The following is a 22,715-nucleotide window of genomic DNA, read 5'->3' as shown; positions in this document are numbered from 1 at the left end:
CTTGCTCATCGTTCGAGAGCGTCGATCATCGGCTGGGTGATGAGGCAGATGCCCGACGCCGAGCGCCGGAACCGCCTTGCGTCAAGCTCCGGGTCCTGGCCGACAACCAACCCCTCCGGGATGTTTACTGCGGCGTCGACGATGACATTGGTGAGGTGCACGTTGCGCGCGATGTTGGCGTATGGCAGCACGACGCCGCCGTCGATCGTCGAGAAGGAGTTGGCGCGCACCCCGGTGAACAGGAGCGATCGCCTGACCCGCGAGCCCGACACGATGCAGCCGCCCGAGACGAGTGACGCGACCGCCTCGCCGCGGCGTTCCCCCACGTCATGGACGAACTTCGCCGGCGGCGTCAGTTCGGCGTAGCTCCAGATCGGCCAGCTTGCGTCATAGAGGTCGAGCGGCGGCACCACGTCGGTGAGGTCGATGTTCGCCTGCCAGTAGGCGTCGATCGTGCCGACATCCCGCCAGTAGGTCTCGGACTGCGCATCCGTCCGCACACACGAGGCGTTGAAGCGGTGAGCGTAGGCGCGGCCGTGCTCGACCAGGTACGGAATGATGTCCTTGCCGAAATCCCGGCTCGAGTTTTCGTCCGCCGCGTCCCGCCGCAGCTGCTCGAACAGAAACCGGGTCCTGAAGACATAGATGCCCATGCTCGCGAAGCACATCGCCGGGTTGTCCGGCATGGTCGGCGGGTCCTTCGGCTTTTCGAGGAAGGAAATGATCCGGTCGTCGCCATCGACACCCACAACGCCGAAGGCCGAGGCGTCGGCCTTGGGCACTTCCAGGCAGGCGACCGTCACATCCGCGTTGTTGTCCTCATGCTCCTGCAGCATGGGCTCGTAGTCCATCTTGTAGACGTGATCGCCCGCGAGGATCACAATGTGCTCCGGCGGCCCGTAGCTTTCGATGATGTCGATGTTCTGGAACACGGCGTCGGCGGTGCCGGCATACCATTGTGTCTCGCTCACGCGCTGGCTGGCGGGCAGGATGTCGAAGCTTTCGTTCCGTTCGGGGCGGAGAAAGTCCCAGCCGCGCTGCATGTGGCGGATCAGGCTGTGCGCCTTGTATTGCGTTGCAACGGCGATACGGCGGATGCCGGAATTGAGCGCGTTGGACAGCGCGAAGTCGATGATGCGGGATTTGCAGCCGAAGTAGACGGCAGGTTTGGCCCGCCGGTCCGTCATTTCCATCAGCCGGCTGCCGCGCCCGCCTGCCAGGACGTAGGCCATGGCAGTACGCGATAAAGGCGATACCGGCTTTACCTTCTCGAGCATTTTCTATTCCTCCCCTTACGCCAGCTTAATGTGTGTAAGGGAACAGAAGGCTGCATGCAGCGCAAGCATGGCTCCGGAGGGGTCCGATAGCCCGATCAGCCAGGGGGCTGCTGCGTCAGATGGAGTATCGCGGTGTCATAGCCGAGGCCTCCCACGCGCTCGATCAGCATGGCCTGGACATCGGTTTCCGGCACCGGCGCGCGGGTCAGGATCCACAGGTAGCGCCGCGACCCTTCGCCGACGATGGACCAGCTGTAGTCATCGGCGTGGTCGAGCACCCAGTAGTTGCCGATGAAGAACGGACCGAAGAAGGCGACCTTGAGGCGGGCGTCGCCGGAACCAGGCACCACCCGCGCGCGCGCCTCCGCCCAGCGCAGCCGGCCCGTCGGGCTGCCTCTCCGGCTCGCGTTGACGACCCGGATCAGCCCGTCCGGCCTCAGCGAATACTCCGCCGTCGCGCCCTCGTCGTCGTGCTCGAACCAGGTGTCGTAGCGCGCGAACTCGTACCACTTGCCGAGATAGCGCCCGAGGTCGACGCTTTTGGCCGGCACGGGCGGCGGCAACTTTCGCGACGGCGGGCGGCGGTTCGATCGCCGAATGCTGCTGACGACACCGAGCCCCGCAATGAGCAAGGCGAGCGCGGCCACAGTGAGTTTCGAGGTCCTGCGGGTGGCCGCGGCCCGCGGCGCTGCGGACCCGCCCATCATACGGAAGCTCGCATTTGGCACTCCATCATGCCGGGCCGCAGCGCCTCGCCAGCACCTGCGCGGTATCGCCGTCGATAATGAGGCCGCGAATGAGGCCGCTGCTCAGCACTGCCTGGATGGCGTCGATCTTCTCCAGCCCGCCGCTGAGCAGGACGATGTCGCGGCCTCGGATGGCCTCGATGTCCACGGCGATGGCGCGGCTGTTGATGGCGTGGTCGATGGGGCGGCCATCCCGGGCGAACAGCTTGCCGAGCGTGTCGCAGACCGCGCCGCTATCGCGTGCCGTCTGCAACTCTTCGGCGGTGATCATGTCCTGTGTGCGCAGCGATGAATGCTCGGTCAGTTCACCGATGCTGACGATGTAGAGATCGGCGGTGCGGGCGATGCTGAGCGCGTCGGCGACCGTCCGCTGAGACATCAGCACGTCGCGGTCGGCTTCGGAATCGGCGATGAACGGCACCGGCAGGAAATGGCCTTCGCCGCCGGTCCGCGCGGCGAGAGCCTGCACGACCTCGAACGGGTTGGAGGCGGAGTTCCGCGTCAGCGAGCCCATCAGCGAGACGAACCGCGCCTCCGGGTTACGCACGCCGGAGAGGTGGAGCGCGACCTGCTCGATGGTGCGCCCCCAGCTCACCCCCACCGTGATCGGCCCCTGGGAGAGCTTGCCGCGGAGGAAATTGGCGCCGGCGCTGCCGACGGCGCGGCGGCTGATCATGCCCTGCGCGGTCGCGAGCGAGGGATTGGAGCCGATGTCGTCGAACCCGATCCGCGGCGTCGCCAAGCAAAAATCGAGTCCGTAATAATGCGCGATATCGTGCTCGGTCTGCAGTTCACGGGCGCTGTCGTGCTGGATCGTAATGCTCACCAGACCGCGCTCTCGCGCCTCTGCCAGCAGCCGGTTGACCCGCGTGCGATGCAGACCAAGCCGTGCGGCGGTTTCCTCCTGGTTAAGCCCGGCCATGTAATACAGCCATGCGGTCCGCACGATGAGGGAGTCGTCCGACTCATGAGCCAGATTAACGGTCAGAGGCACTGACTTGGAACTATCGCTTTTCATTCTACCTGCTTTCCTGAACTGGCCGCGAGCGGCGCCGCAATGAGCTTATCTGGCTGAGCTAGGAAGCTGTCCCGGTGCCTCATCCCGCCGCGGCAGCGGGCAAACTTGGTCGCCCCGCGCAGGCGTCCGCATCGTGGCATCGCCGCCACAAATGCGCAACGCGTTAACCCCAGCCTTGGAGTTCAGCCGCAAGCTATCCGGTTTTGGAAGTCCGGGAGCGCCGCAAAACGCCGGACTTCGGCGCTTCGACGCTGCGGCGAACGTCAATGCCGGCGTGACCGGATGCCAAAACCGCCGCGTGATGCTGCCGGCCCCGTTTTCACGGCGGCGAGCGGTTCGGCGGCGGCAAGCAGATCGGCCATCTGGCCGTCCCGCAGACCGATTTCAGCCTGAAGCCGGACGGCTTCGGCCCGGCCCTCCTCGCGGATCGACTTCGCATCCGCCCGCGCCGCCGCCAGATTGCCCCGGAGGACATCGATCTCGGTCCGCTGGCGCCCGAGCTCTCCGGCATCCTTCAGCATTTGCGCCTCGAGGCGGCCGATCGCGTTGTCCCGTTCGCCGATCTGCCGCTCGCGGTCCCGCACGTCCGCCTCCAGCCGGTCCGACTGATCCCGCAGTTCCGCCTCGAGCCGAGCCACCTGATCCCGGGCATCCGCCTCCAGCCGGACGAATTTCTCAGCTGCGGCCGCGTCCAGCCGGCCAGCCTGGCGCCGGACATCGTCGAGCGTTGCCTTCGCCTCGTGCAGCGCCGAGCGGAGGCTGGTGATCGTGGCCTCCTGCGCCGGCAGGCGCTGTTCCGCCTGCGCCTTCTCCGCCAGCAAGGCGTCCCGGTGGCTCAGAACTTCGCTGAGGCTCCGGCGCAGGTCCTCCACGAGTGCGTCGCGCCCTGATGCCTCCCGCCGCAAACGCTGCTCATGCCGCGCGGTCTCGGCCAGCGCGCAATCCAGCGCATGCACGCGTCCGAGGGTCGCAAACCGGTCGCGAAGGACGGCCGCGGCCGGTGACGTTCCGATCGTGCAAAGGCGGCGGAGCGCCGGCGGCGTCTCGCGGCCGACCGCCAGAACCCCGAGCCCGTGGCCATGCAGGAAAGCGAACGATGGGAATTGCCCCTCGAGTTCGGCCCAGAAGCGCGCAACGCCGAAGCCTCGCTCCAGCACGTTGATGTCGTGAAACAGCACGACCGCCCGTGTCGAGAGCTTCGGCAGCCATCCCTCGAAGTCCTGGCGGACGGCGTCGTAGCTGTGAAACCCGTCGATATGCAGCAGGTCGACGGAGCCATCGGCGATCACGTCGCGGGCCTCGCTGAATGTCATCCGCAGCAGTTCGGAGAAGGCGCTGTAGCGGCCGTCGTGAAACTCGCGAAGCTCGGTGTAGACGCGCCCGTCGTAGTGGCCGGCGTGATCGTCTCCCGCCCAGCTGTCGACGGCATAGCAGCGCGCGGCCAGTCTCTCCTGCAGGACGGTCTCGCAGAAGGCGGCATAGGAGACGCCGTTATGGGTGCCGAGTTCGACGATCAGCGCCGGCCGCGTGGCCGCGACGAGCCATTGCGCGAAGGGCACATGGGCATGCCAGGCGCTCGCTATGCCAGATCGCGCCTGGGGGCGGAAAAGCGGCCCAAGGCTGCTATCCGCCAGCAAGGCGAGGGCTATGTCACCGTCTTCATCGTCCGCCTGCTCGGGTTCGCCCGCCGCTACACCCGCGTCCGTCCGCACTCGCGCATCCTCCGTCGCGTTAATGTTCCGACGGTAGATTTATTCTGCTGCCGTAGCAAGTTTGCTCAGGGGCTCGCCGATGCCTCCGTCGGGCCAGGAGGCGGCTGTGAGTTCATGTTCGTCGTAGCGCAGCAGGCTGAGGTAGTGCGTCTCGGCGTCTTCAAGGAAGAAGTCGCGGGAGATCGCGTCCACCAGCCGGCGCACGCCGAATTTCAGCCCGCTGATGGAGGCGCCCGAAAGGCCCATGCTGGGTGTCGCGCCGAAGGTGAAGTTGTGCAGGTTGGCGAGCCCCGGGGCCGTGCCCGGCTCGCGTTCGGTGAAGGCGAAGCTGCGCGCGAGGTAGGGGTAGGAGGCGAGGGTCGCGTTCTCCTCGCCTGGTGGCGGGGTGAAGCGGTCTCCCCACTGGGCAATGAAGGGGGCGAAGGCGCTAAGCTCCGGTCTGCGCGCCGGGTCCAGCACGAAGCCGGCGCCGATGATGACGTAGTCGAAGGCCAACTCGCCTGCAGGCGTGGTGATACGGATCTCGTCGCCCTCCATGCGCGCCCCCGTCCAGGCCGTTCCGGGATGGGCGGAGAATTGCGGGAAGGCCGCGCAGCGCGCGACCGTATCGGGCGGCGGCGGTTGGTTCATCGTGAAGATATGGCGCATGAAGCGCCAGCGCATGAGGTCGGGCAGGTCGGCGAACTGTCCGAGGAAGCCTGCGGATTCCATCCAGCGGTAGGGGTTCACCCGCGGCAGCAGCTTCCTGCGCACGCAGAGCTGGACACGCCCGGCGCCGGCTTCGAGAGCGGTCGCCGCGTTGTCGAAGGCGGAGGCGCCGGCTCCCAGCACGCCGATGCGCTTGCCGGCCAAAGCCTGGAAGTCGATCGTTTCCGAGGTATGGCCCCACCGTTCGCGGGGCAGATTGTTCTCGATGAAGTCCGGAATGTGCCAGCTCCCACTGCCGGCAATGCCGGTCGCGAGCACGATCTTCCGCGCGAGCAGCACCTCGCCGTTATCGAGCGTCGCGGCCAGCAACGTGCCATGGGGCTCGATCGCCACGACGCCGGTCCCGTTCCGCACAGGCAGGTCGAGCACGTGGCGATACCAGTTGAGATAGTCCTGCCAGCGTTCGCGGGGGATTTTGCCGAGCCCCTCCCAAGCGGCCGCGCCGAAGCGCGCCTCGTACCAGGCGCGGGGGGTGAGGCTGCCGATGCCGAGATCAGGTCCGCAGACGTGCTTCGGCGTACGCAGCGTGATCATGCGGGCGAAGGTGGTCCATACGCCCTCCTCGCCGCGCGCGGCGCGATCGACGACCAGGATGTTGGTGATCTTTTCGCGGAGGAGTGCGAAGGCGGTGGCGAGGCCGCCTTGGCCCGCGCCGACGATGAGCACGTCGAGCACCGTCTTTCCATCGTGGAGGCGCGCGGGCACCCAGGGGTGCGCGGGGTAGTCGAGGCAGGCGAGATCGGCATGGACGCGCGTTTCGAGGTCCGTCAGCGTCATGAGCGCACCTTGGGGGAGGGGAGAGACACCGGTCATCGTGGAACGATGCTGCCTTGTGCGCTGCGGTGCAAGCAACAGCTGACGACCGCCGTCGCCTAACGATCCGCCGCGTGTCCGCACACGACCGCCGACGGCAACGGCCTGGACTAGCCGGGCGCGCGCCCAGCCCTAAATCTGGTGCGGAATATCAGGAGCCGTCATGCCGCAAACCAGCGACGATGCCACGCCCGGCCGCCCGATCGAGCATGTCGTGGTGCTCATGCTGGAGAACCGCTCCTTCGACACGATGCTGGGCTGGCTCTACCCGGGCCGCGAGGATTTCGACGGACTGACGGGGAAGGAGGCCAACCCCTGGCACCGTCCCTCCGAGAAAGTCATGGTGCCGGTGTGGTCCGATCCGGGCCTCAGCCGCGCGCGGGCGGCCGGTCCCGATCCCGACCCGGGAGAACTCTTTCATGACATGGAGGAGCAGTTCTTCGGCGCCTCGGGCATGACGCCGGACGGGCAGGGACACGGGCCGCCGACGATGGACGGGTTCGTCGACAACTACATGCGCCAGTCCCGCAGCCCGGACGACGCCACTCCCGATCCGGCGGCGATCATGCAGTGCCACACGCCGACGCAACTGCCGGTGCTCAGCGAGCTTGCCCGTTCCTTTGGCGTCTCGGACCGGTGGTTCGCCTCGGCGCCCTGCCAGACCTGGCCCAACCGGTTTTTCGTCCACACCGGCACCGCGGGCGGTTGGGTCAACAACGATCCGCCGCATTTCCCCTACCGGATGCCGAGCCTGTTCCAACGCATGTCCGAGCGCGATCAGGACTGGGCGGTCTACTTCCACGATCTGCCGAACACCGCGCTGCTCACGGACATCTGGAAGCGCCTGCCGACGCTCAACTTCCGCCTCTACGAGCATGAATTCGAGCAGGACGCCCGAAACGGCATCCTGCCCGCCTACACGTTCATCGAGCCGCGCTACTTCGTCAGCCGTTTCCGGTCCAAGGTTCCGAACGACCAGCACCCGCCGACCAACCTCATCCACGCAGAGCAGCTTATCGCCGACACCTACAACGCGCTGCGCCAGGGGCCGAAGTGGACCAAGACCCTGTTCATCATTGTCTACGACGAGCACGGCGGCACCTTCGACCATGTCCCGCCGCCGGCGGCGACGCCCCCCGGGCCGCCCTACCCCGAGGGCTTCACCTTCAACCGCTTTGGCGCCCGCGTGCCGGCCGTCATCATCTCGCCGCTCATACCGCCGGGGAGCATCATCCGTCCGCCACCTCCGGCGGATCAGGCCGATGTCGAGGGTCAGGCGACCTCACCGGAGGGCACGCCGTTCGACCACACCTCCATCATCAAGACGGTGCAGGAGTTGTTCGATCTAGGGCCGCCGCTGACCGCCCGCGTCGCCGCCGCGCCATCCCTGCTGCCGGCGCTCAGCTCCGACGCTCCGCTGAACATGGGACCGGAGCGCATCGTCTTCGTGCCGGCGCCTCCCACGCCCGACGAGGTGACCCGGCTTCGCAAGACGGACAACGCCGACGGCCTGCAGTTCAGCATGAGCGGCGTGGCGGCGACGGTGCTTGGCACCATCGCGCGCATATCGGCTCATTTCCGCCACGGGGTGCGGCGGACGGGCCATCGGGCTGGCTTCGTCCGCCCCCGTCAGCGCAGACCGTTCAGGACCGGGTTGCCACGATGAACGGAAAGGAGGGATCGACGCTGGTGACGCCTTCCGTCGAGGCGTCCGTCAACACGGACCTCCACTGGCCGCCGGCGGGCGCCTTTGGCAGGCTTGGCCAGTTTCCGGTCGCGAGCTTGGCCGTCGGCACCACGACCAGCAGCGCCGCCTGGCCGTCGCTACGGGTAAAGCCGAGCCAGCCTTGGCCGAGTTGCAGCGGTGTGTAGTCGCCCTTCGTGAATAGCCCGGGCTGCTCGGTCCGCAGCTTGAGCAGCCGGTGGGTGACGCCGAGCTTGGCGGTGCCCTGGTCATCCCTGGTCAGTTCCGGCGCGGGGCTTCCGGCCAACGCGGCTGCCCGCGCTGCGTAGTCCACGGGGCGGCGGTTGTCGGGGTCGACGAGGCTGAAATCCCAGAACTCCGTGCCCTGGTAGATGTCCGGGTTGCCGGGCAGCGTGATCTGCAGGATCGTCTGGGCGATCGCCTCGACGCGGCCGAGGTGATCGAGCCCCGCCACCACTTCTTGCAGCTCGCGGCGGAACTCAGCCGACCCTTCATCCTCGATCAGTGCGCGGGCAAAGTTCTGAACCGCGTTTTCGTAGGGCTCGTTCGGGTTGTCCCAAAACGTCCGGCGTTTTGCCTCGCGCATCGCCTTGTTCAGGTATTCCGCCATCCGCTCCGTCGAGATCGGCCAGGTGCCGGCGAGCGTCTGGTAGATCAGCCACTCGTCGATGATGTCCGGCGCGGCCTCGTTGCCGCCATTCGCGGCCATGCTCTCCCGCAGCGGCGCGTTCATCTCGTGCCATGTCTCGAAGCGCGCGATCCAAGCCTCCGCATCGTGAGAGATGGCGTTGATCCGCGCCCGCGTCTCCGGTCCACGCTTGGTGTCGTGCGTCGCGAGCGGGATGAGGTCCTGCCGGCCCTCGGCCGCGCGCTCCGCGAACACGGCGTGGAACTCCGCGGTGTCGCGCCAGGGGTGGGCGAGGTCGCCGCCGACTTCATTGACCGAGGTCAGCGCGACGCTGCGATAGAACTCTGTGTCCTCCAGCCCCTTGGCCATGGCGGGGCTGCTGAGCTGCTGGAAGCGCCGCATGAACTCCTCGCCGGGCGAACCCGGGGTCGTCTCCGCCAGCCGTGCAACCAGCCGGCGCGCCGCCTCGGCGACCCAGGGATTGTCGCGCGCCGCCACGCGCTCGAGCGTCGTCTCCCACAGAGCGTGGTCCGCCGGGTCGCCAGCCGTGTTGGGCCCGTAGCTGCGATAGACCGGGAAGCGGATGAGCAAGGCGAGCACCGTCTCCCGCAGCGTGCCTGCATTGAACTCCATGTCGGCAGGCGACTCATGACAGAGGGCGAGCGCCAGCTGGGTGAGCTTCTCGACCTCGCCCATGAAGCTGTTTCGCAGCACGAAGGACTTGGCTGTGGCGAGACGGGTCTCGAGATCCGGGTCCAGCACATGCTGATCCGAGAGGTAGCGGTCGAGCGTCTGCCAGCCGTCGTGGTTCACGAAGAGGCCATTGATGTCGTCCAGCCGCTCGTAGCCGGTGGTGCCGGTGATCGGCCAGGGGCGGAGCGGCTCGCCCAGCCCGAGGATTTTCTCCACCACCAGGATGGCGTCCGGTCCCGCCTCCTCCCGAAGCTTGGTGCAATAGCCGGTAGGGTCGGCCAGCCCGTCGACATGGTCGACGCGCAGCCCATCCACCAGGCCTTCCCGCAGCAGGCGCAGCGGCACCGCATGGATGAGATCGAAAACCGCCGGATCTTCGATCCGCACGCCGATGAGGCCCGAGATGTTGAAGAATCGGCGATAGGTGAGGCTGTCGTTCTCGATGCGCCAGTGCCCGACGCGCCAGTGTTGGCGGCGCAGCACGGCGGTCACATCCATCCGCGACAATGCCCCATCAACCAGAGCGCGCTTGCCGGCGTCAATCGCGCTCAGCGCCGAGCGGGCTTCCGCGATCGCCTCCGATCTGACCGGCTGCTTCTCCTCGAACGCCTCCCACCGATGGCTCAGGCCGGCGAGCGAGCCCTCGTCGCGCTCATCCGCCATCTGCAGGGCGGCGGCCACAGTTTCAGGACGCAGCGGCCAGGTGTTGTCGAAGTAGGCGGCGACGAAGCGCCCGGCGGACCAGTCGGCCTTCAGCTTGATCTCGCCGTCGGCGATCGCCTGATGCAGCGTCTTGCCGAGCGCCGCAAGGACGACCGGTCCTTTCGCCCAGTCGATGTCGAACACCTTGCCGGCCGGACCTTGGGGGCCGAACTCCAGCGCCTCCATCCAGAGGGGGTTGGCGCTGTCCACCGCGAGGTGGTTCGGCACGATGTCGAGGATGACCCCGAGGCCGTTCGCCCGGCAAGTCTCGGCAAGCTCCGTGAAGCCTTCCTCACCGCCAAGCTCGGGGTCGATGCGGCTGGGGTCGGTGCCGTCGTAGCCATGGGTCGAGCCGGCCCGCGACATCAGGATCGGCGATGCGTAGAGGTGGCTGATCCCCAGGCGGGCGAGGTAGGGCACCTGCGCGCGGGCGTCGGCGAAGGTGAAGTCGCGGTGGAACTGCAGTCGATAGGTCGCGCGGAGAGGGACGGCCATGGCAGGATCTTTCAGATGACGGGGCGGGTCGCGGCGAGCGGCGAGAGGGAGAAGCGGCTTGAGACGCCTCTTAGTTGGGACCTTGCGCCATTTGGTCCAGAGATGTCCGCGCCTTGGCCGCGCGGTTACTCAGTTCGTGAGGTTGGCGTTTTCCGGTTGAGCGCACTCCGCGCGGGAGGCCGCGCCGTGCGCCTGTCGCCACATCATCGTCACGGGCGGCTCGCCGAAAGGCTCTTTTCATCGCGTGGGAACCTGCGCAAGCTACACGCCCGCGTGAGCCTTGCCGCTTGATCGTGCCCCTCAGTCTATGACAGGACCGGAACCGCCGGACAAAGGCCAGCATTCGCCCGTTGGCGGCCTAGCCGCTGACCTCCCAATTGCTGAACGGCCCGATTGCTGAACGGCCTAATTGCTGTACGGACTAAGTCCGCTGAGGAGAGACCAATGACGCTCGAGGATGAAGGCCCGGCCGCCAGCAACGGACCGGAAGAGGAAAGTCCGGCTCAGGTGCGTTCGCGCGATGTGGCCGCCATGCGGGAGAGCATCGAGCAGAAGCTCTACTATCAGGTCGGCAAGAACCGCATCGCCGCCAACAACCGCGACTGGTACGTGTCCACCGCGCTTGCCGTGCGGGACCGCGTGGTCGACGGCTGGCATCGCAGCACCGACACGACCTATGCCTCCGGCGCCAAGCGGGTCTATTACCTGTCGCTCGAATTCCTCATCGGCCGCCAGCTGCGGGACAATCTCTCGAACCTCGGCCTGTATGAGACCGTCCGTGCGGCGCTCGAGGAACTCGGCGTCGATTTCGACGCCATCCGCGCCATGGAGCCCGATGCCGCCCTCGGCAACGGCGGCCTTGGACGGCTCGCGGCCTGCTACCTCGAGAGCATGTCGAGCCTCAAAATCCCCGCCATCGGCTACGGCATCCGCTACGACCACGGCCTTTTCCGCCAGATCGTGAAGAACGGATTCCAGCAGGAATACCCCGAGGATTGGCTAGAACTTGGCAACCCCTGGCAGTTCGAGCGGCCCGAGATCACCTTCGTGATCGGCTTCGGCGGGGCGGTCGAGATGGTGTCGGAAAACGACTCCCTGGTGGAGCACGTCTGGCACCCGGCCGAACGTGTTTCCGCCATCGCCTATGACATCCCGATCGTCGGCTGGCGGGGCCGCCACGTCAACGCGCTGCGTCTGTGGTCGGCCCGCGCCGTGGACCCCATCCGCCTCGACGCCTTCAACCTCGGCGACCACGTCGGCGCCATCAGCGAGCGGGCGAGGGTCGAGGCCATCTCCCGTGTCCTCTACCCCAGCGACGAGACCCCGGCCGGGCAGGAGCTGCGCCTGCGGCAGGAGTATTTCTTCGCCGCCGCCAGCCTGCAGGACCTCATTCGCCGGCACCTGAAGTCCTTCAAGACGATCGAGAGCCTGCCCGACAAGGCGGCCATCCAGCTCAACGACACGCACCCGTCGATCGCGGTGATCGAGCTCATGCGCATCCTCGTCGATGTTCATAAGGTCGGCTGGGAGGAGGCGTGGTCCATCACCCGCAGGACGTTCTGCTACACCAACCACACCCTGCTGCCCGAGGCGCTGGAGACCTGGCCGGTGCCGCTGATGGAGCGGCTGCTGCCGCGCCACATGCAGATCATCTACCTGCTCAACCTCATGTTCCTCGACGAGGTGAAGCACAAATACCCCGACGACGTGAGCTTGATGACGAGCCTCTCTCTCGTGGACGAGACCCATGGCCGCCGCGTCCGCATGGGCAACATCGCCTTCCTGGGCTCGCACAGCATCAACGGCGTGTCGGCGCTCCACACCGACCTCATGCGGCGCACCGTGTTCCGCGACTTCAATGCCATGTTCCCCGACCGCATCAACAACAAGACCAACGGCATCACCTTCCGCCGCTGGCTCTACCAGTCCAATCCCGGGCTCACGGCTCTGCTGGTGGAGACGGTCGGTCCCGAAATTCTCGACGATGCGAACCAGTTCGCAAAGCTCGCGAGCTTCGCCGATGACGCGGCCTTCCAGGACCGGTTCGCCGCCGTCAAGCAGGAGAACAAGCAGGCGCTCGCGCGTCTGGTCCGGGAGCGTCTCGGCGTCCGGCTCGATCCGCAGGCCATGTTCGATGTGCAGATCAAGCGCATCCACGAGTACAAGCGCCAGCTGCTGAATATCCTGGAGACCATCGCGCTCTACAACGCGATCCGCGCCCAGCCGATGCGGGACTGGATTCCACGCGTGAAGATTTTCGCCGGCAAGGCGGCGCCGAGCTACCGCCGCGCCAAGCTCATCATCAAGCTCGCCCACGACGTGTCGCGGGTCATCAACAGCGACCCGACCCTGCGCGACGCGCTCAAGGTCGTGTTCCTGCCCAACTACAACGTCAGTCTGGCGGAGGTGGTGATCCCCGCCGCCGACCTGTCCGAGCAAATCTCGACCGCGGGCATGGAAGCCTCGGGCACCGGCAACATGAAGTTCGCCCTCAACGGGGCGCTGACCATCGGCACCCTGGACGGCGCCAACGTCGAGATGCTTGAACGGGTGGGTTCGGACAATATCTTCATCTTCGGGATGACGACGGAAGAGGTGGAGGCCCGGCGGCGGCAGACGATCGACAGTTCGGACGTGATCGAGCGGTCGAGCGTGCTGCAGGAGGTGCTGACGGCGGTGGAAAACGGGAACTTCAGCCCGGACGATCCAGGCCGCTACCGCGATCTCATCGAAGCCATCCGCTATCACGACTACTTCATGGTCGCGGCCGATTTCGACGCCTACTACCAGCGCCAGCGGGAGGTCGCGTCGACATGGCGGCGCGGCGCCGATTGGCGTCGTTCGGCTGTCCTCAACACGGCCGGCATGGGTTTCTTCTCCTCGGATCGGTCGATCCGTGAATACGCCTCCGAGCTTTGGAATGTGCCGACATGGCCGAACCGGTGACCGACTAAGTGGCGACGATCGAACGGGGGCTGAGGCGCGTACTCGACTGGCGGGTTCCGGGCTCCGATCTCAGCGCGATTATCGGTGCGCGCCACGGCGATCCCTTCAGCGTGCTTGGCCTGCACATGACGGATGCGGGCCTCGCCGTGCGCGCTTTCGTGCCGCATGCCGAGACGCTCGATGTGGTCACGACGGAGGGCGAACTCCTCGGCGCGCTGACCCGCAAGCACAGCCACGGCTTCTTCGAGGGCCTGGTCACGGGTTTGTCGCTCGGGGAACTCTACAAGCTGCGGGCACGGAATGCTGGCGGCACCTGGGAGTTTTACGACCCCTACGCCTTCGGGCCGGTGCTCGGGCCGGTCGACGACTACCTCTTCGCAGAGGGCACCCATCAGCGCGTTCATGAGCGTCTCGGGGCCCATATCATCACCCATGCCGGCGTGCCTGGCGTCCACTTCGCCGTGTGGGCTCCGAACGCCCGGCGCGTCGCCGTCGTCGGCGACTTCAACGGCTGGGATGGCCGCCGCCACCAGATGCGCCGCCGCCTCGGCGTAGGCATCTGGGAAATTTTCGCCCCCGAGGTGCCGGAGGGTGCCGCCTATAAATACGAGATCGTCGGACCGCAGGGCGAACTTCTGCCGCTGAAGGCCGATCCGGTCGGGTTCTCGGCCGAGTTGCGGCCCTCCACCGCCTCGCTCACAGCGCGCATCGATACCTTTGTCTGGAACGATACGGCGCATCTTGAGCGGCGTGCCGAGGGCGATCCGCGCCGCAAGCCGATGGCGATCTACGAGGTGCATCTCGGCTCCTGGCAGCGCGGCGACGGCAACCGGTTCCTGACCTATGACGAGCTGGCCGACCGGCTCATTCCCTATGCGGAATGGATGGGCTTCACCCATCTGCAGCTGATGCCGATCAGCGAGCATCCGCTCGACATCTCCTGGGGCTACCAGCCCATCGGCATGTTCGCGCCGACGAAGCGCTTCGGCGATCCGTCGGCCTTCGCCCGTTTCATCGACCGCGCCCACGGCGCCGGGTTGAGCGTGTTGCTCGATTGGGTGCCGGCGCATTTCCCGGTCGATGCGCATGGGCTGGCCCGCTTCGACGGCACCCACCTCTACGAGCACGAGGACCCGCGCCGCGGCTTCCATCCCGACTGGAACACGGCGATCTACAACTTCAGCCGGCGCGAGGTGTCCGCGACCCTCGTCTCCAACGCGATGTACTGGTTCGACGTTTTCCATGTCGACGGGCTGCGTGTCGACGCCGTCGCCTCGATGCTCTACCTCGACTACTCGCGGAAGCCGGACGAATGGATCCCCAACGAGGACGGCTCGAACGACAACCGGGAGGCGGTCGCCTTCCTGCGCCGCGTCAACGAGTTATCTTACGCGACGCATCCGGGCACGACGATGATCGCCGAGGAATCAACCGCCTGGAAGGGCGTCTCGGCGCCGACCTATGCCGGCGGGCTCGGCTTCGGCTTCAAGTGGAACATGGGCTGGATGCACGACACCCTGGACTACATGGCCGAGGACCCGGTGCATCGGCAGTGGCACCACGACCGCATGACCTTCGGCATGGTGTATGCCTACACCGAGAACTTCGTGCTGCCGCTCTCACACGACGAGGTCGTGCACGGCAAAAAGTCCATCCTCGGCCGCATGCCGGGAGACGACTGGCAGCGTTTCGCGAACCTTCGCGCCTATTACGGCTTCATGTGGGGGCAGCCCGGCAAGAAGCTCCTGTTCATGGGACAGGAGTTCGCCCAGGAGCATGAATGGAAATCCGACTACAGTCTCGACTGGCATCTGGCCGATCAGGGCGGCTTCCACTCCGGCGTGCAGTCTCTGGTCCGCGACCTCAACCACTTGTACCGCGATCATCTCGCACTGCATCGCAGGGACTGCGAGCCCGAGGGGTTCCAGTGGATCGTGAACGAGGACCGGGCTCAGTCGGTGTTCGCCTGGCTGCGCTGGGGCGGCGAAGCGGCAATCCCGCCCGTTGCCGTGGTTTCTCATTTCACCCCGGTGCTGCGCGAGGGTTACCGCATCGGCTTGCCTTTCGCCGGGCGGTGGCGCGAGATCCTGAACACCGATGCGGGCGTCTACGGCGGCGGCGGGCAGGGTAACCGCGGCGTGATCTGGGCCGAACCCATTCCATGCCACGGTTTTCCGGCCTCCGCCGTCATCACCGTGCCGCCCTTGGCGACGCTTTTTGCCGAATATGATCCAGCTTAAAGCCACAGAGGATTCCCGGTCCTTTTCTGCGGGAAAGGACGACTTTCGTTCCGTGGTCATCATGTCAGAATCGAGGGACCGGTGAAGCCGATAGCCGTTCTCTCGGTCGTCTCGGAGATTTATCCGCTTATCAAGACCGGCGGCTTGGCCGACGTCGCGGGTTCGCTTCCGGCTTTCCTCAAGCCCGAGGGCATCGCGATCACCACGCTCGTCCCGGGCTATCCGCGGCTTCTCGCGAAGCTTGGCAAGGCGGAGGCGATCCACAGCTTCCCGGATCTCTTCGGCGGCCCGGCGCGGCTGTTGCGGGCGGAGGTTCGCGGGCTCGACCTGTTGGTGATCGACGCGCCGCATCTCTATGACCGTCCCGGCACGCCGTATCTCACGCCCGAGGGCGAGAACTGGCCCGACAATCCCATCCGGTTCGCGGCCCTCAGCGCTGTCGGCGCGGCCCTCGGGCTCGGCGAGGTGGCGGCCTACTGTCCCGATGTCGTCCACGCCCATGACTGGCAGGCCGGGCTGACGCCTGCTTACTTGCATTACCGCAGTGCCGGCCGCCCGCGCGCCGCGACGGTGATGACGATCCACAACCTCGCCTTCCAGGGCCAGTACGGTCCCGAGCTTCTCCCGGTCCTCGGACTGCCGCCGGAATCCATGGGTTTCGATGGCGTCGAGTATTACGGCGGCATCGGGTTCCTCAAGGCGGGCCTCCAGTTCGCCGATCGCATCACGACCGTTTCCCCGAAATACGCCGAGGAAATCTGCACGCTCGAAGGCGGCATGGGCCTTGGCGGCCTGTTGCGGGAACGTATCGGCGACCTGCAGGGGATCCTGAACGGCATCGACGAAAGCGTCTGGGATCCGTCCGAGGACGAATTGATTGCCGCGAAGTTCGATCGGCTGCATATCAAGCCGCGCCGTATCAACAAGCTCAGGCTGCAACGCCGGGTCGGTCTGCGAGAGGATACGGATGTGTTGCTGCTCGGCGTCGTCAGCCGGCTGACCTGGCAGAAGGGCATCGACATCCTGCTGGATGCCTTGCCCCTCGTCCTCGGCACCGGCGCGCAGGTGGCGATCATCGGCCAGGGCGACCGCGCCATGGAGCGGTCGGTCCGCGATGCCGTCGCGGCCTATCCGGGCCGGGTCGGCTGCGTCATCGGCTACGACGAGGAACTCGGCCATCTGATGCAGGCGGGCGCGGACGCGCTGCTGCTGCCTTCGCGCTTCGAGCCCTGCGGCCTCACCCAGCTCTACGCCCTCCGCTACGGCTGCGTGCCCGTCGTCGCGCGGGTCGGCGGCCTCTCCGACACGGTCATCGACGCCAACGAGATGGCGCGCGCCGAGGGTATCGGCACCGGCATCCAGTTTCATCCGCCGACCGTCGAGATGCTGGAAGCGGCGGTCCTCCGCGTGGCCGCCCTGTGGCGGAAGCCAGCCCTCTGGCGTCGCATCCAGCGCAACGGCATGCGCACGGACGTGTCCTGGCGGCGCTCCGCCCGCCTCTACGCCGAGCTTTATCGGGAGCTTACCGAAGGCCCATCTACCGCCGCGACGCCTCTCGCGCTGCGCGCATGAGCCGGAGACGCGTCACCAGCGGCAGGCCCGAGCCCCTCGGCGTGACGCTCGATGCCGACGGCATCAACATCGGCGTGTTCTCCGCCCATGCGACGGCGATCGAGCTCTGCCTGTTCGACGAGGCGGGCAACGTCGAAACCGACCGTATCCTGCTGCCCGCGCGCAGTTCCGACGTGTTCCACGGCCACATCGGCGGCATCGCGGCCGGCACCCGCTACGGTTTGCGCGCCTACGGACCTTGGGCGCCGAGGGAAGGCCATCGCTTCAACCCGTCCAAGCTGCTCATCGACCCCTACGCCACCGCACTCGACCGGCCTTTCGTGTTGCACTCCTCGATGTTCGACTGGCCGCCCGGGACGGAGATGTTCGCGGCCCCTAATCAGGCCGACAGCGCGCCCTTCATGCCGAAGGCGATCGTCGAGCCGCCGGGGGCGCTCCAGCCTGAGTCCGATGTTCGTCTGCCTCCGGTGCCGGAAGCGGGGCAGGTCATCTACGAGATGCATGTGCGCGGCTTCTCCAAGCTGCGGGCGGACATCCCGGAGCCCCTGCGCGGCACCTACGCGGCGCTGACCGAGCCTCCGTTGCTCGACTACCTGCGCGGCCTCGGCGTCGGCGCGGTGGAGTTCATGCCGTCCTCGGCCTGGCTCGACGAGCGTCATCTGCCGCCGCTCGGCCTCACCAACTACTGGGGCTACAACCCCGTCGCCTACATGGCGCCCGATCCGCGGCTGGCCCCCGGCGGTTTCGCCGAGATCCGCGCCGCCACGGATGCGCTGCGGGCCTCGGGCATCGGCGCGATCCTCGACGTGGTCTACAACCACACGGGCGAGGGGGACATGATGGGCCCCACCGTCTCGTTCCGCGGGCTCGATCATCGCAGCTACTACAGGCTCGACCCGCAAAATCCGGCAGTAATGGTCAACGTCACCGGCTGCGGCAACACGCTGGCCGTCGATCATCCCATGGTGCTCCGGCTGGTGATGGACTCGTTGCGTCTATGGGCGCGGCGGGCGGGCCTCTCCGGCTTCCGGTTCGACCTCGCCGCGACCATCGCGCGGAACCCGTCCGAGTATGACGTGCGGGCGCCGTTCCTTCAGGCTGTGGCGCAGGACCCGGAGCTGCGCGATCTCTCGATGATCGCCGAGCCGTGGGACATCGGCATGGGCGGCTATCAGCTGGGCCGGTTCCCGCCGCCCTGGACCGAGTGGAACGACCGCTACCGGGACACCATGCGGCGCTTCTGGCGCGGCGACGGCGGCATCATCGGGGAGGTGGCGACCCGCTTCGCCGGCTCCTCCGATCTCTTCGGCGGGACACCGGGCGCGGTGACCCGCAGCGTCAACTTCATCACCGCGCATGACGGTTTCACCCTCGCCGACCTCGTCTCCTATTCCGTGAAACACAACGCGGCGAACGGCGAGAACAACCACGACGGCACGACCGACAACATCTCCTGGAACCACTACATCGAGGGGCCGAGCGATGACCCGGCCATCGTCGCCGCGCGTCAGGGGGAAGTGCGCGCCATGCTCGCCACCCTGATGTTGTCGCGCGGGGTGCCGATGCTGGCGGCGGGCGATGAGCTGGGCCGCAGCCAGGGTGGCAACAACAATGCCTACGCCCAGGATACGCCCGTCTCCTGGATGGACTGGGCAGCCGTGGACCATGACCTCGCGGCATTCGCCAGCCGCCTCATCCTTGCCCGGCGAGCCTGCCCGGCGCTGGCCGATCTTTCCCACCTCACCGGCCAGCCGGTGGACGGCTCCCTGCGTCCCGACGTGGTGTGGCGCCGGCCAGATGGCCGCGCGATGGAATGGGGCGACTGGAACAGCGCCGAGAACCGCACGCTGATCGCCGATCTCTATCGTTCGCCGGCTGAGGGCGCCGCCGCCGGTAGCCGCGCGCTCGTCGTGCTCCATGCCGGTTGGGCGGGCTTCCGGCTGACCCTGCCGGAGACCCGCCCGGGACAGACCTGGCGGCGGGTGATCGACAGCGCCGCGCCCGCCGCCGAGCCTGCCGTGACGCAGGGTGTCGTCGATGTCGCGCCGCGCAGCGCGATGCTGTTCGTGGGCGAGTTCGCGCTTGCGGTGCCGGCGGTCATTCCCGAGGGCGGCGTCGCTATTTCGGGCACCGACGCCTCGGCCCGGCTGGCGCGGCTGGCAGAGGCTGCCGGGCTCGGCCATGACTGGTGGGACATCTCCGGCGTCAATCACGTCGTCCCCGACGACAGCAAGCGCGCTTTGCTGCGCGCCATGCGGCTCCCGGCCGATACATCGGCCGACATCGATGCCAGCCTGTACAGCCTCAGTCTCACCGGCGTCTTTGCGGCCCTGCCGCCGAGCCTCGTGGTGACCGAAGGAAACCTCATCGGCCTGCCCATCGGCCCCGATCTGAATCTTATCGGCCGCGCGATCGCGCTCGACGTGTTCCGGCAGGATGGCAGCCGCGATCGCCTCGTGGTCACGCCGCAAACCGGCGCGCTCGGTATCGCGACGGCGCCGGACGGACGCACCGCCACCATCCGCACGGTCACGCTCCCCGCGCAGCCTCCCGGGCGGCATCGCATCGTCTGCCAGGACGGACCGACGCCGGTGACGTGTCTGCTGACGGTCGCGCCCGCGCGCTGCTACCTGCCGCCGGGGCTGGGTCATGGCGGCCGCAGGTTCGGCCTGGCCGCGCATCTCTATACCCTGCGCCGGGCCGGGGATCAGGGCATCGGCGACTTCTCGACGCTCGCCGCGATCAGCGCGCTCACGGCGGACGAGGGCGGCGCCATCATCGGCCTCAACCCGCTGCACGCGCTTTTCCCCGAGAACCGCGAGCACGCCAGCCCTTACTCGCCCTCCGACCGTCGCTTCCTCGACCCGATCTACGTCGATGTCGCAAATATTCCTTTCCTCGCCGACCGGCCCGAGGTCCGGGCCGCCCTGGCGGCCGAGGCGCCGGCCTTCGCCGACCTGCGGCGGATGAGCGCCGTCGACTACCCTGCCGTCTGGGCGTCCAAGCGTCGCGTGCTGGCGGCGGCGGCGGCGGCAATGTCCGCTCTGCCCGCTGGCCATCCGGCCGTCGTCGCCTTCGGGCAATTCGTGGCAGAGGGTGGCGACAGCCTGCAGCGCTTCGCGACGTTCGAGGCGATCAGCGCTGCTTACCCAAAAGGCTCCTGGCGCGATTGGCCCGAGATTTTCCGCGCGCCTGACAGTGCGCCGGTGCGGGATTTTGCGGCCGGAAACGCAGCCGCCGTGCGCCTCTCGGGTTTCATGCAATGGGTCGCCGATCATCAACTCGCCGAGGCCGATGCCAGCGCGCGGTCCGCTGGCCTCAGCCTCGGCTTCTACCGCGATCTCGCGGTCGGCACGGCGCCCGTCGGTGCCGAGGCCTGGTCGGAGCAGGACCTGCTGATGACCGGCGTTTCCATTGGCGCGCCGCCCGATCCATTCTCGATGGAGGGGCAGAAATGGGGCCTGCCGCCGCCCAACCCGGTTGCCATGATCGCCGAGGGCTTCGCCGGTTTCGGCGCCCTGTTGCGCGCCAACATGCGCCATGCCGGGGCGCTGCGGATCGACCACGTGCTCGGCCTCAACCGCCTGTTCCTCATCCCCGACGGCGCCCGCGCGACCGAGGGCGCCTATCTCGCCTATCCGCGATCGGACCTGCTCGGCATCACCGCGCTCGAAAGCCAGGCGGCGGAGTGCCTTGTGGTCGGTGAGGACCTTGGCACCGTCCCCGACGGCGTGCGCGCCGCGATGGAGGCGCATGGCCTGCTCTCCTACCGCGTGCTGTGGTTCGAGCGTGACGGCGAAGCCTTTCGTCCGCCGTCCGCCTATCCGGGCCTTGCCGCCGCCTGCGTCTCGACCCACGACCTGCCGACCCTCGCCGGCTGGTGGATCGGGGCGGATATCGATGAGCGGTTGGTGCTTGGCCTGTCGGATGCGGCCGAGGCGGCGGCGGGCCATGCGGCGCGGCGGCGGGAAAAGGACGGCATGCTGGCCGCCCTCGCGGGTCAGGGGCTGATCGCCTCCGTGACGGCCTACGATCCGGAGGCGCCGCTCGCTCCGGCGCTCGCCGGTGCCATCCACGCCTTCATCAGCGCGACGCCGTGCCTGCTGGACCTCGTGCAGGCGGACGACCTCGCAGCCGAGACGGTGGCGGTCAATCTGCCCGGCACCGACGCCGAGCGCGCGAACTGGCGCCGCCGTATCGGCATCGAGGCTTCGGCTCTATGGGGCACCCCAATCGGAACCGCCGTTCTCGAAGCCGTAGGTGAGCGTTCACGCACGGTTTCGTGAACGGACAGATACAAATCGGCCAATTACCTTTCAGTTTCCTAATTTTCCTTCATTATCCGGGCTGTCCGCCTTGTCTTGGACAAGCCCTCGCGCTGAAAGACATCTGATGACGAAACGCATTTCTTCAGCGCGGTCGCCTCTACGCCGCCGTGTCGCCTGGCTTGGCGGTGCCGTGGCGCTGGGAACTGCCTGGGCGGCGCCCGGTGCTCAAGCGCAAACGGCCGCTCTGCCGCCGCCGGATGACGGCAGCATCTACACGATCCGTCTCGAAAACGATGTGACCGGCGATACCGACGAATACTACACGAGCGGCGAGCAGGTCGGCTGGACCGGGCCTACCGGCGAGGTTCCGGATTTCATCGCCAATGCCGGTCACGCGATCCTCGGCGCGGGCGACCAGCGCCTCAGCATCGACATCAGTCAGTCGATCTACACGCCGTCCAACACGCAGATCAATCCGCCCGATCCAAACGATCGTCCCTATGCCGCCACCTTGCTTCTCACCGGCCAGCTCATCCAGGACACCGACCTTTACCGGACACGCGTCGGTGTTCAGGCGGGTGTGCTCGGTCCGGATGCCGGAGGCGAGATCGTGCAGAACAGCTTCCATTCCGTCATCGGCAATACAAGCAACAAGGGCTGGGACGACCAGCTCGATAACCGGCCCGAGCTCAACTTCTTCGTCGACCGGACCTACCGGCTGCCGCTCGTCAATCTGGTCAACCTGCCATTCCTGAACACGGCGCCGGTCGGCATCGACGTGCTGCCGGACGTTACCGGCTTCGTCGGCACCGAGCAGATCTATGCTCAGGCGGGGGCCATTTTGCGCCTTGGCCAAGGGCTTCAGGATGATTTCGGCGCCGGCAAAATCATGCCCGGCACGAGCGGCGGCGACGCCTACAACCCTGATTCCGGGTTTGCCTGGTACGCGTTCACCGGGGTGGATGGGCAGGCCGTCGCCTACAACACGCTGCTCGCCGGCAATTCCTTTTCCAACAGCGGCCCGAGCGTCGGCACGAAGCACATCGTGGGCGAGTTCGAGGCGGGTCTCGCGATCATCTGGCACGGCGTCCGGATAACCGCCACGCAGACCTGGCAGAGCCACGAGTTCACCAGCCAGCAGGGTGGCTGGTTCGACTACGGGTCGGTCGCGGTCTCCGCCCGCTTCTAACTG

General features: G+C 67.1%; 12 protein-coding genes. 6 read left to right on the top strand and 6 right to left on the bottom strand.

Annotated elements, in window-relative coordinates; translation table 11 throughout:
• Nucleotides 1-5: 5 nt before the first annotated feature.
• From glgC to ACOEQ1_RS11095, 5 genes are all read right to left on the bottom strand, one after another.
• Entirely contained in the window at nucleotides 6-1,277 is a 1,272-nt protein-coding gene (gene glgC, locus ACOEQ1_RS11115; protein WP_419759313.1) for a glucose-1-phosphate adenylyltransferase, read from the bottom strand.
• Between the two features lie 95 nt (nucleotides 1,278-1,372).
• Nucleotides 1,373-1,984 (bottom strand): lipocalin family protein, encoded by a 612-nt coding sequence (locus ACOEQ1_RS11110; protein ID WP_419759312.1) that lies wholly within the window; start codon nucleotides 1,982-1,984, stop codon nucleotides 1,373-1,375.
• Nucleotides 1,985-2,009: 25 nt separating this feature from the next.
• Complete coding sequence (locus ACOEQ1_RS11105; protein ID WP_419759311.1) at nucleotides 2,010-3,041, bottom strand: sugar-binding transcriptional regulator; 1,032 nt, start codon at nucleotides 3,039-3,041, stop codon at nucleotides 2,010-2,012.
• A gap of 263 nt (nucleotides 3,042-3,304) precedes the next feature.
• Nucleotides 3,305-4,753: a class I SAM-dependent methyltransferase gene (locus tag ACOEQ1_RS11100; protein WP_419759310.1), complete on the bottom strand. Its 1,449-nt coding sequence runs from the start codon at nucleotides 4,751-4,753 to the stop codon at nucleotides 3,305-3,307.
• 39 nt (nucleotides 4,754-4,792) lie between these two features.
• Nucleotides 4,793-6,238, bottom strand: coding sequence for an NAD(P)-binding domain-containing protein (locus ACOEQ1_RS11095; RefSeq protein ID WP_419759309.1), 1,446 nt, complete (start codon nucleotides 6,236-6,238; stop codon nucleotides 4,793-4,795).
• 199 nt (nucleotides 6,239-6,437) lie between these two features.
• Here ACOEQ1_RS11095 and ACOEQ1_RS11090 point away from each other — a divergent pair, with 199 nt between their 5' ends.
• Nucleotides 6,438-7,940, top strand: coding sequence for an alkaline phosphatase family protein (locus tag ACOEQ1_RS11090; RefSeq protein ID WP_419759308.1), 1,503 nt, complete (start codon nucleotides 6,438-6,440; stop codon nucleotides 7,938-7,940).
• Here ACOEQ1_RS11090 and treY read toward each other — a convergent pair.
• A complete protein-coding gene (gene treY / locus ACOEQ1_RS11085; protein ID WP_419759307.1) occupies nucleotides 7,918-10,497 on the bottom strand; it encodes a malto-oligosyltrehalose synthase in 2,580 nt (859 codons plus the stop codon). The genes ACOEQ1_RS11090 and treY overlap by 23 nt on opposite strands.
• 444 nt (nucleotides 10,498-10,941) lie before the next feature.
• Here treY and ACOEQ1_RS11080 point away from each other — a divergent pair, with 444 nt between their 5' ends.
• From ACOEQ1_RS11080 to ACOEQ1_RS11060, 5 genes are all read left to right on the top strand, one after another.
• On the top strand, nucleotides 10,942-13,443 hold the full coding sequence (locus ACOEQ1_RS11080) for a glycogen/starch/alpha-glucan phosphorylase (RefSeq protein ID WP_419759306.1): 2,502 nt from the start codon (nucleotides 10,942-10,944) through the stop codon (nucleotides 13,441-13,443).
• Between the two features lie 8 nt (nucleotides 13,444-13,451).
• A complete protein-coding gene (gene glgB / locus ACOEQ1_RS11075) occupies nucleotides 13,452-15,683 on the top strand; it encodes a 1,4-alpha-glucan branching protein GlgB (protein WP_419759305.1) in 2,232 nt (743 codons plus the stop codon).
• A 90-nt stretch (nucleotides 15,684-15,773) separates the two neighbouring features.
• A complete protein-coding gene (gene glgA / locus ACOEQ1_RS11070) occupies nucleotides 15,774-17,255 on the top strand; it encodes a glycogen synthase GlgA (RefSeq protein ID WP_419760682.1) in 1,482 nt (493 codons plus the stop codon).
• On the top strand, nucleotides 17,252-21,541 hold the full coding sequence (gene glgX, locus ACOEQ1_RS11065) for a glycogen debranching protein GlgX (protein ID WP_419759304.1): 4,290 nt from the start codon (nucleotides 17,252-17,254) through the stop codon (nucleotides 21,539-21,541). Before glgA ends, glgX begins: the two co-directional genes overlap by 4 nt.
• A 106-nt stretch (nucleotides 21,542-21,647) precedes the next feature.
• Entirely contained in the window at nucleotides 21,648-22,712 is a 1,065-nt protein-coding gene (locus ACOEQ1_RS11060; protein ID WP_419759303.1) for a lipid A deacylase LpxR family protein, read from the top strand.
• Nucleotides 22,713-22,715 lie beyond the last annotated feature (3 nt).

Origin of the sequence: Acidisoma sp. (assembly GCF_965199065.1) — a bacterium.
GTDB lineage: Bacteria > Pseudomonadota > Alphaproteobacteria > Acetobacterales > Acetobacteraceae > Acidisoma.
The sequence above is the reverse complement of the archived record's forward strand: the minus strand, read 5'-3'. Positions and strand labels throughout refer to the sequence as shown.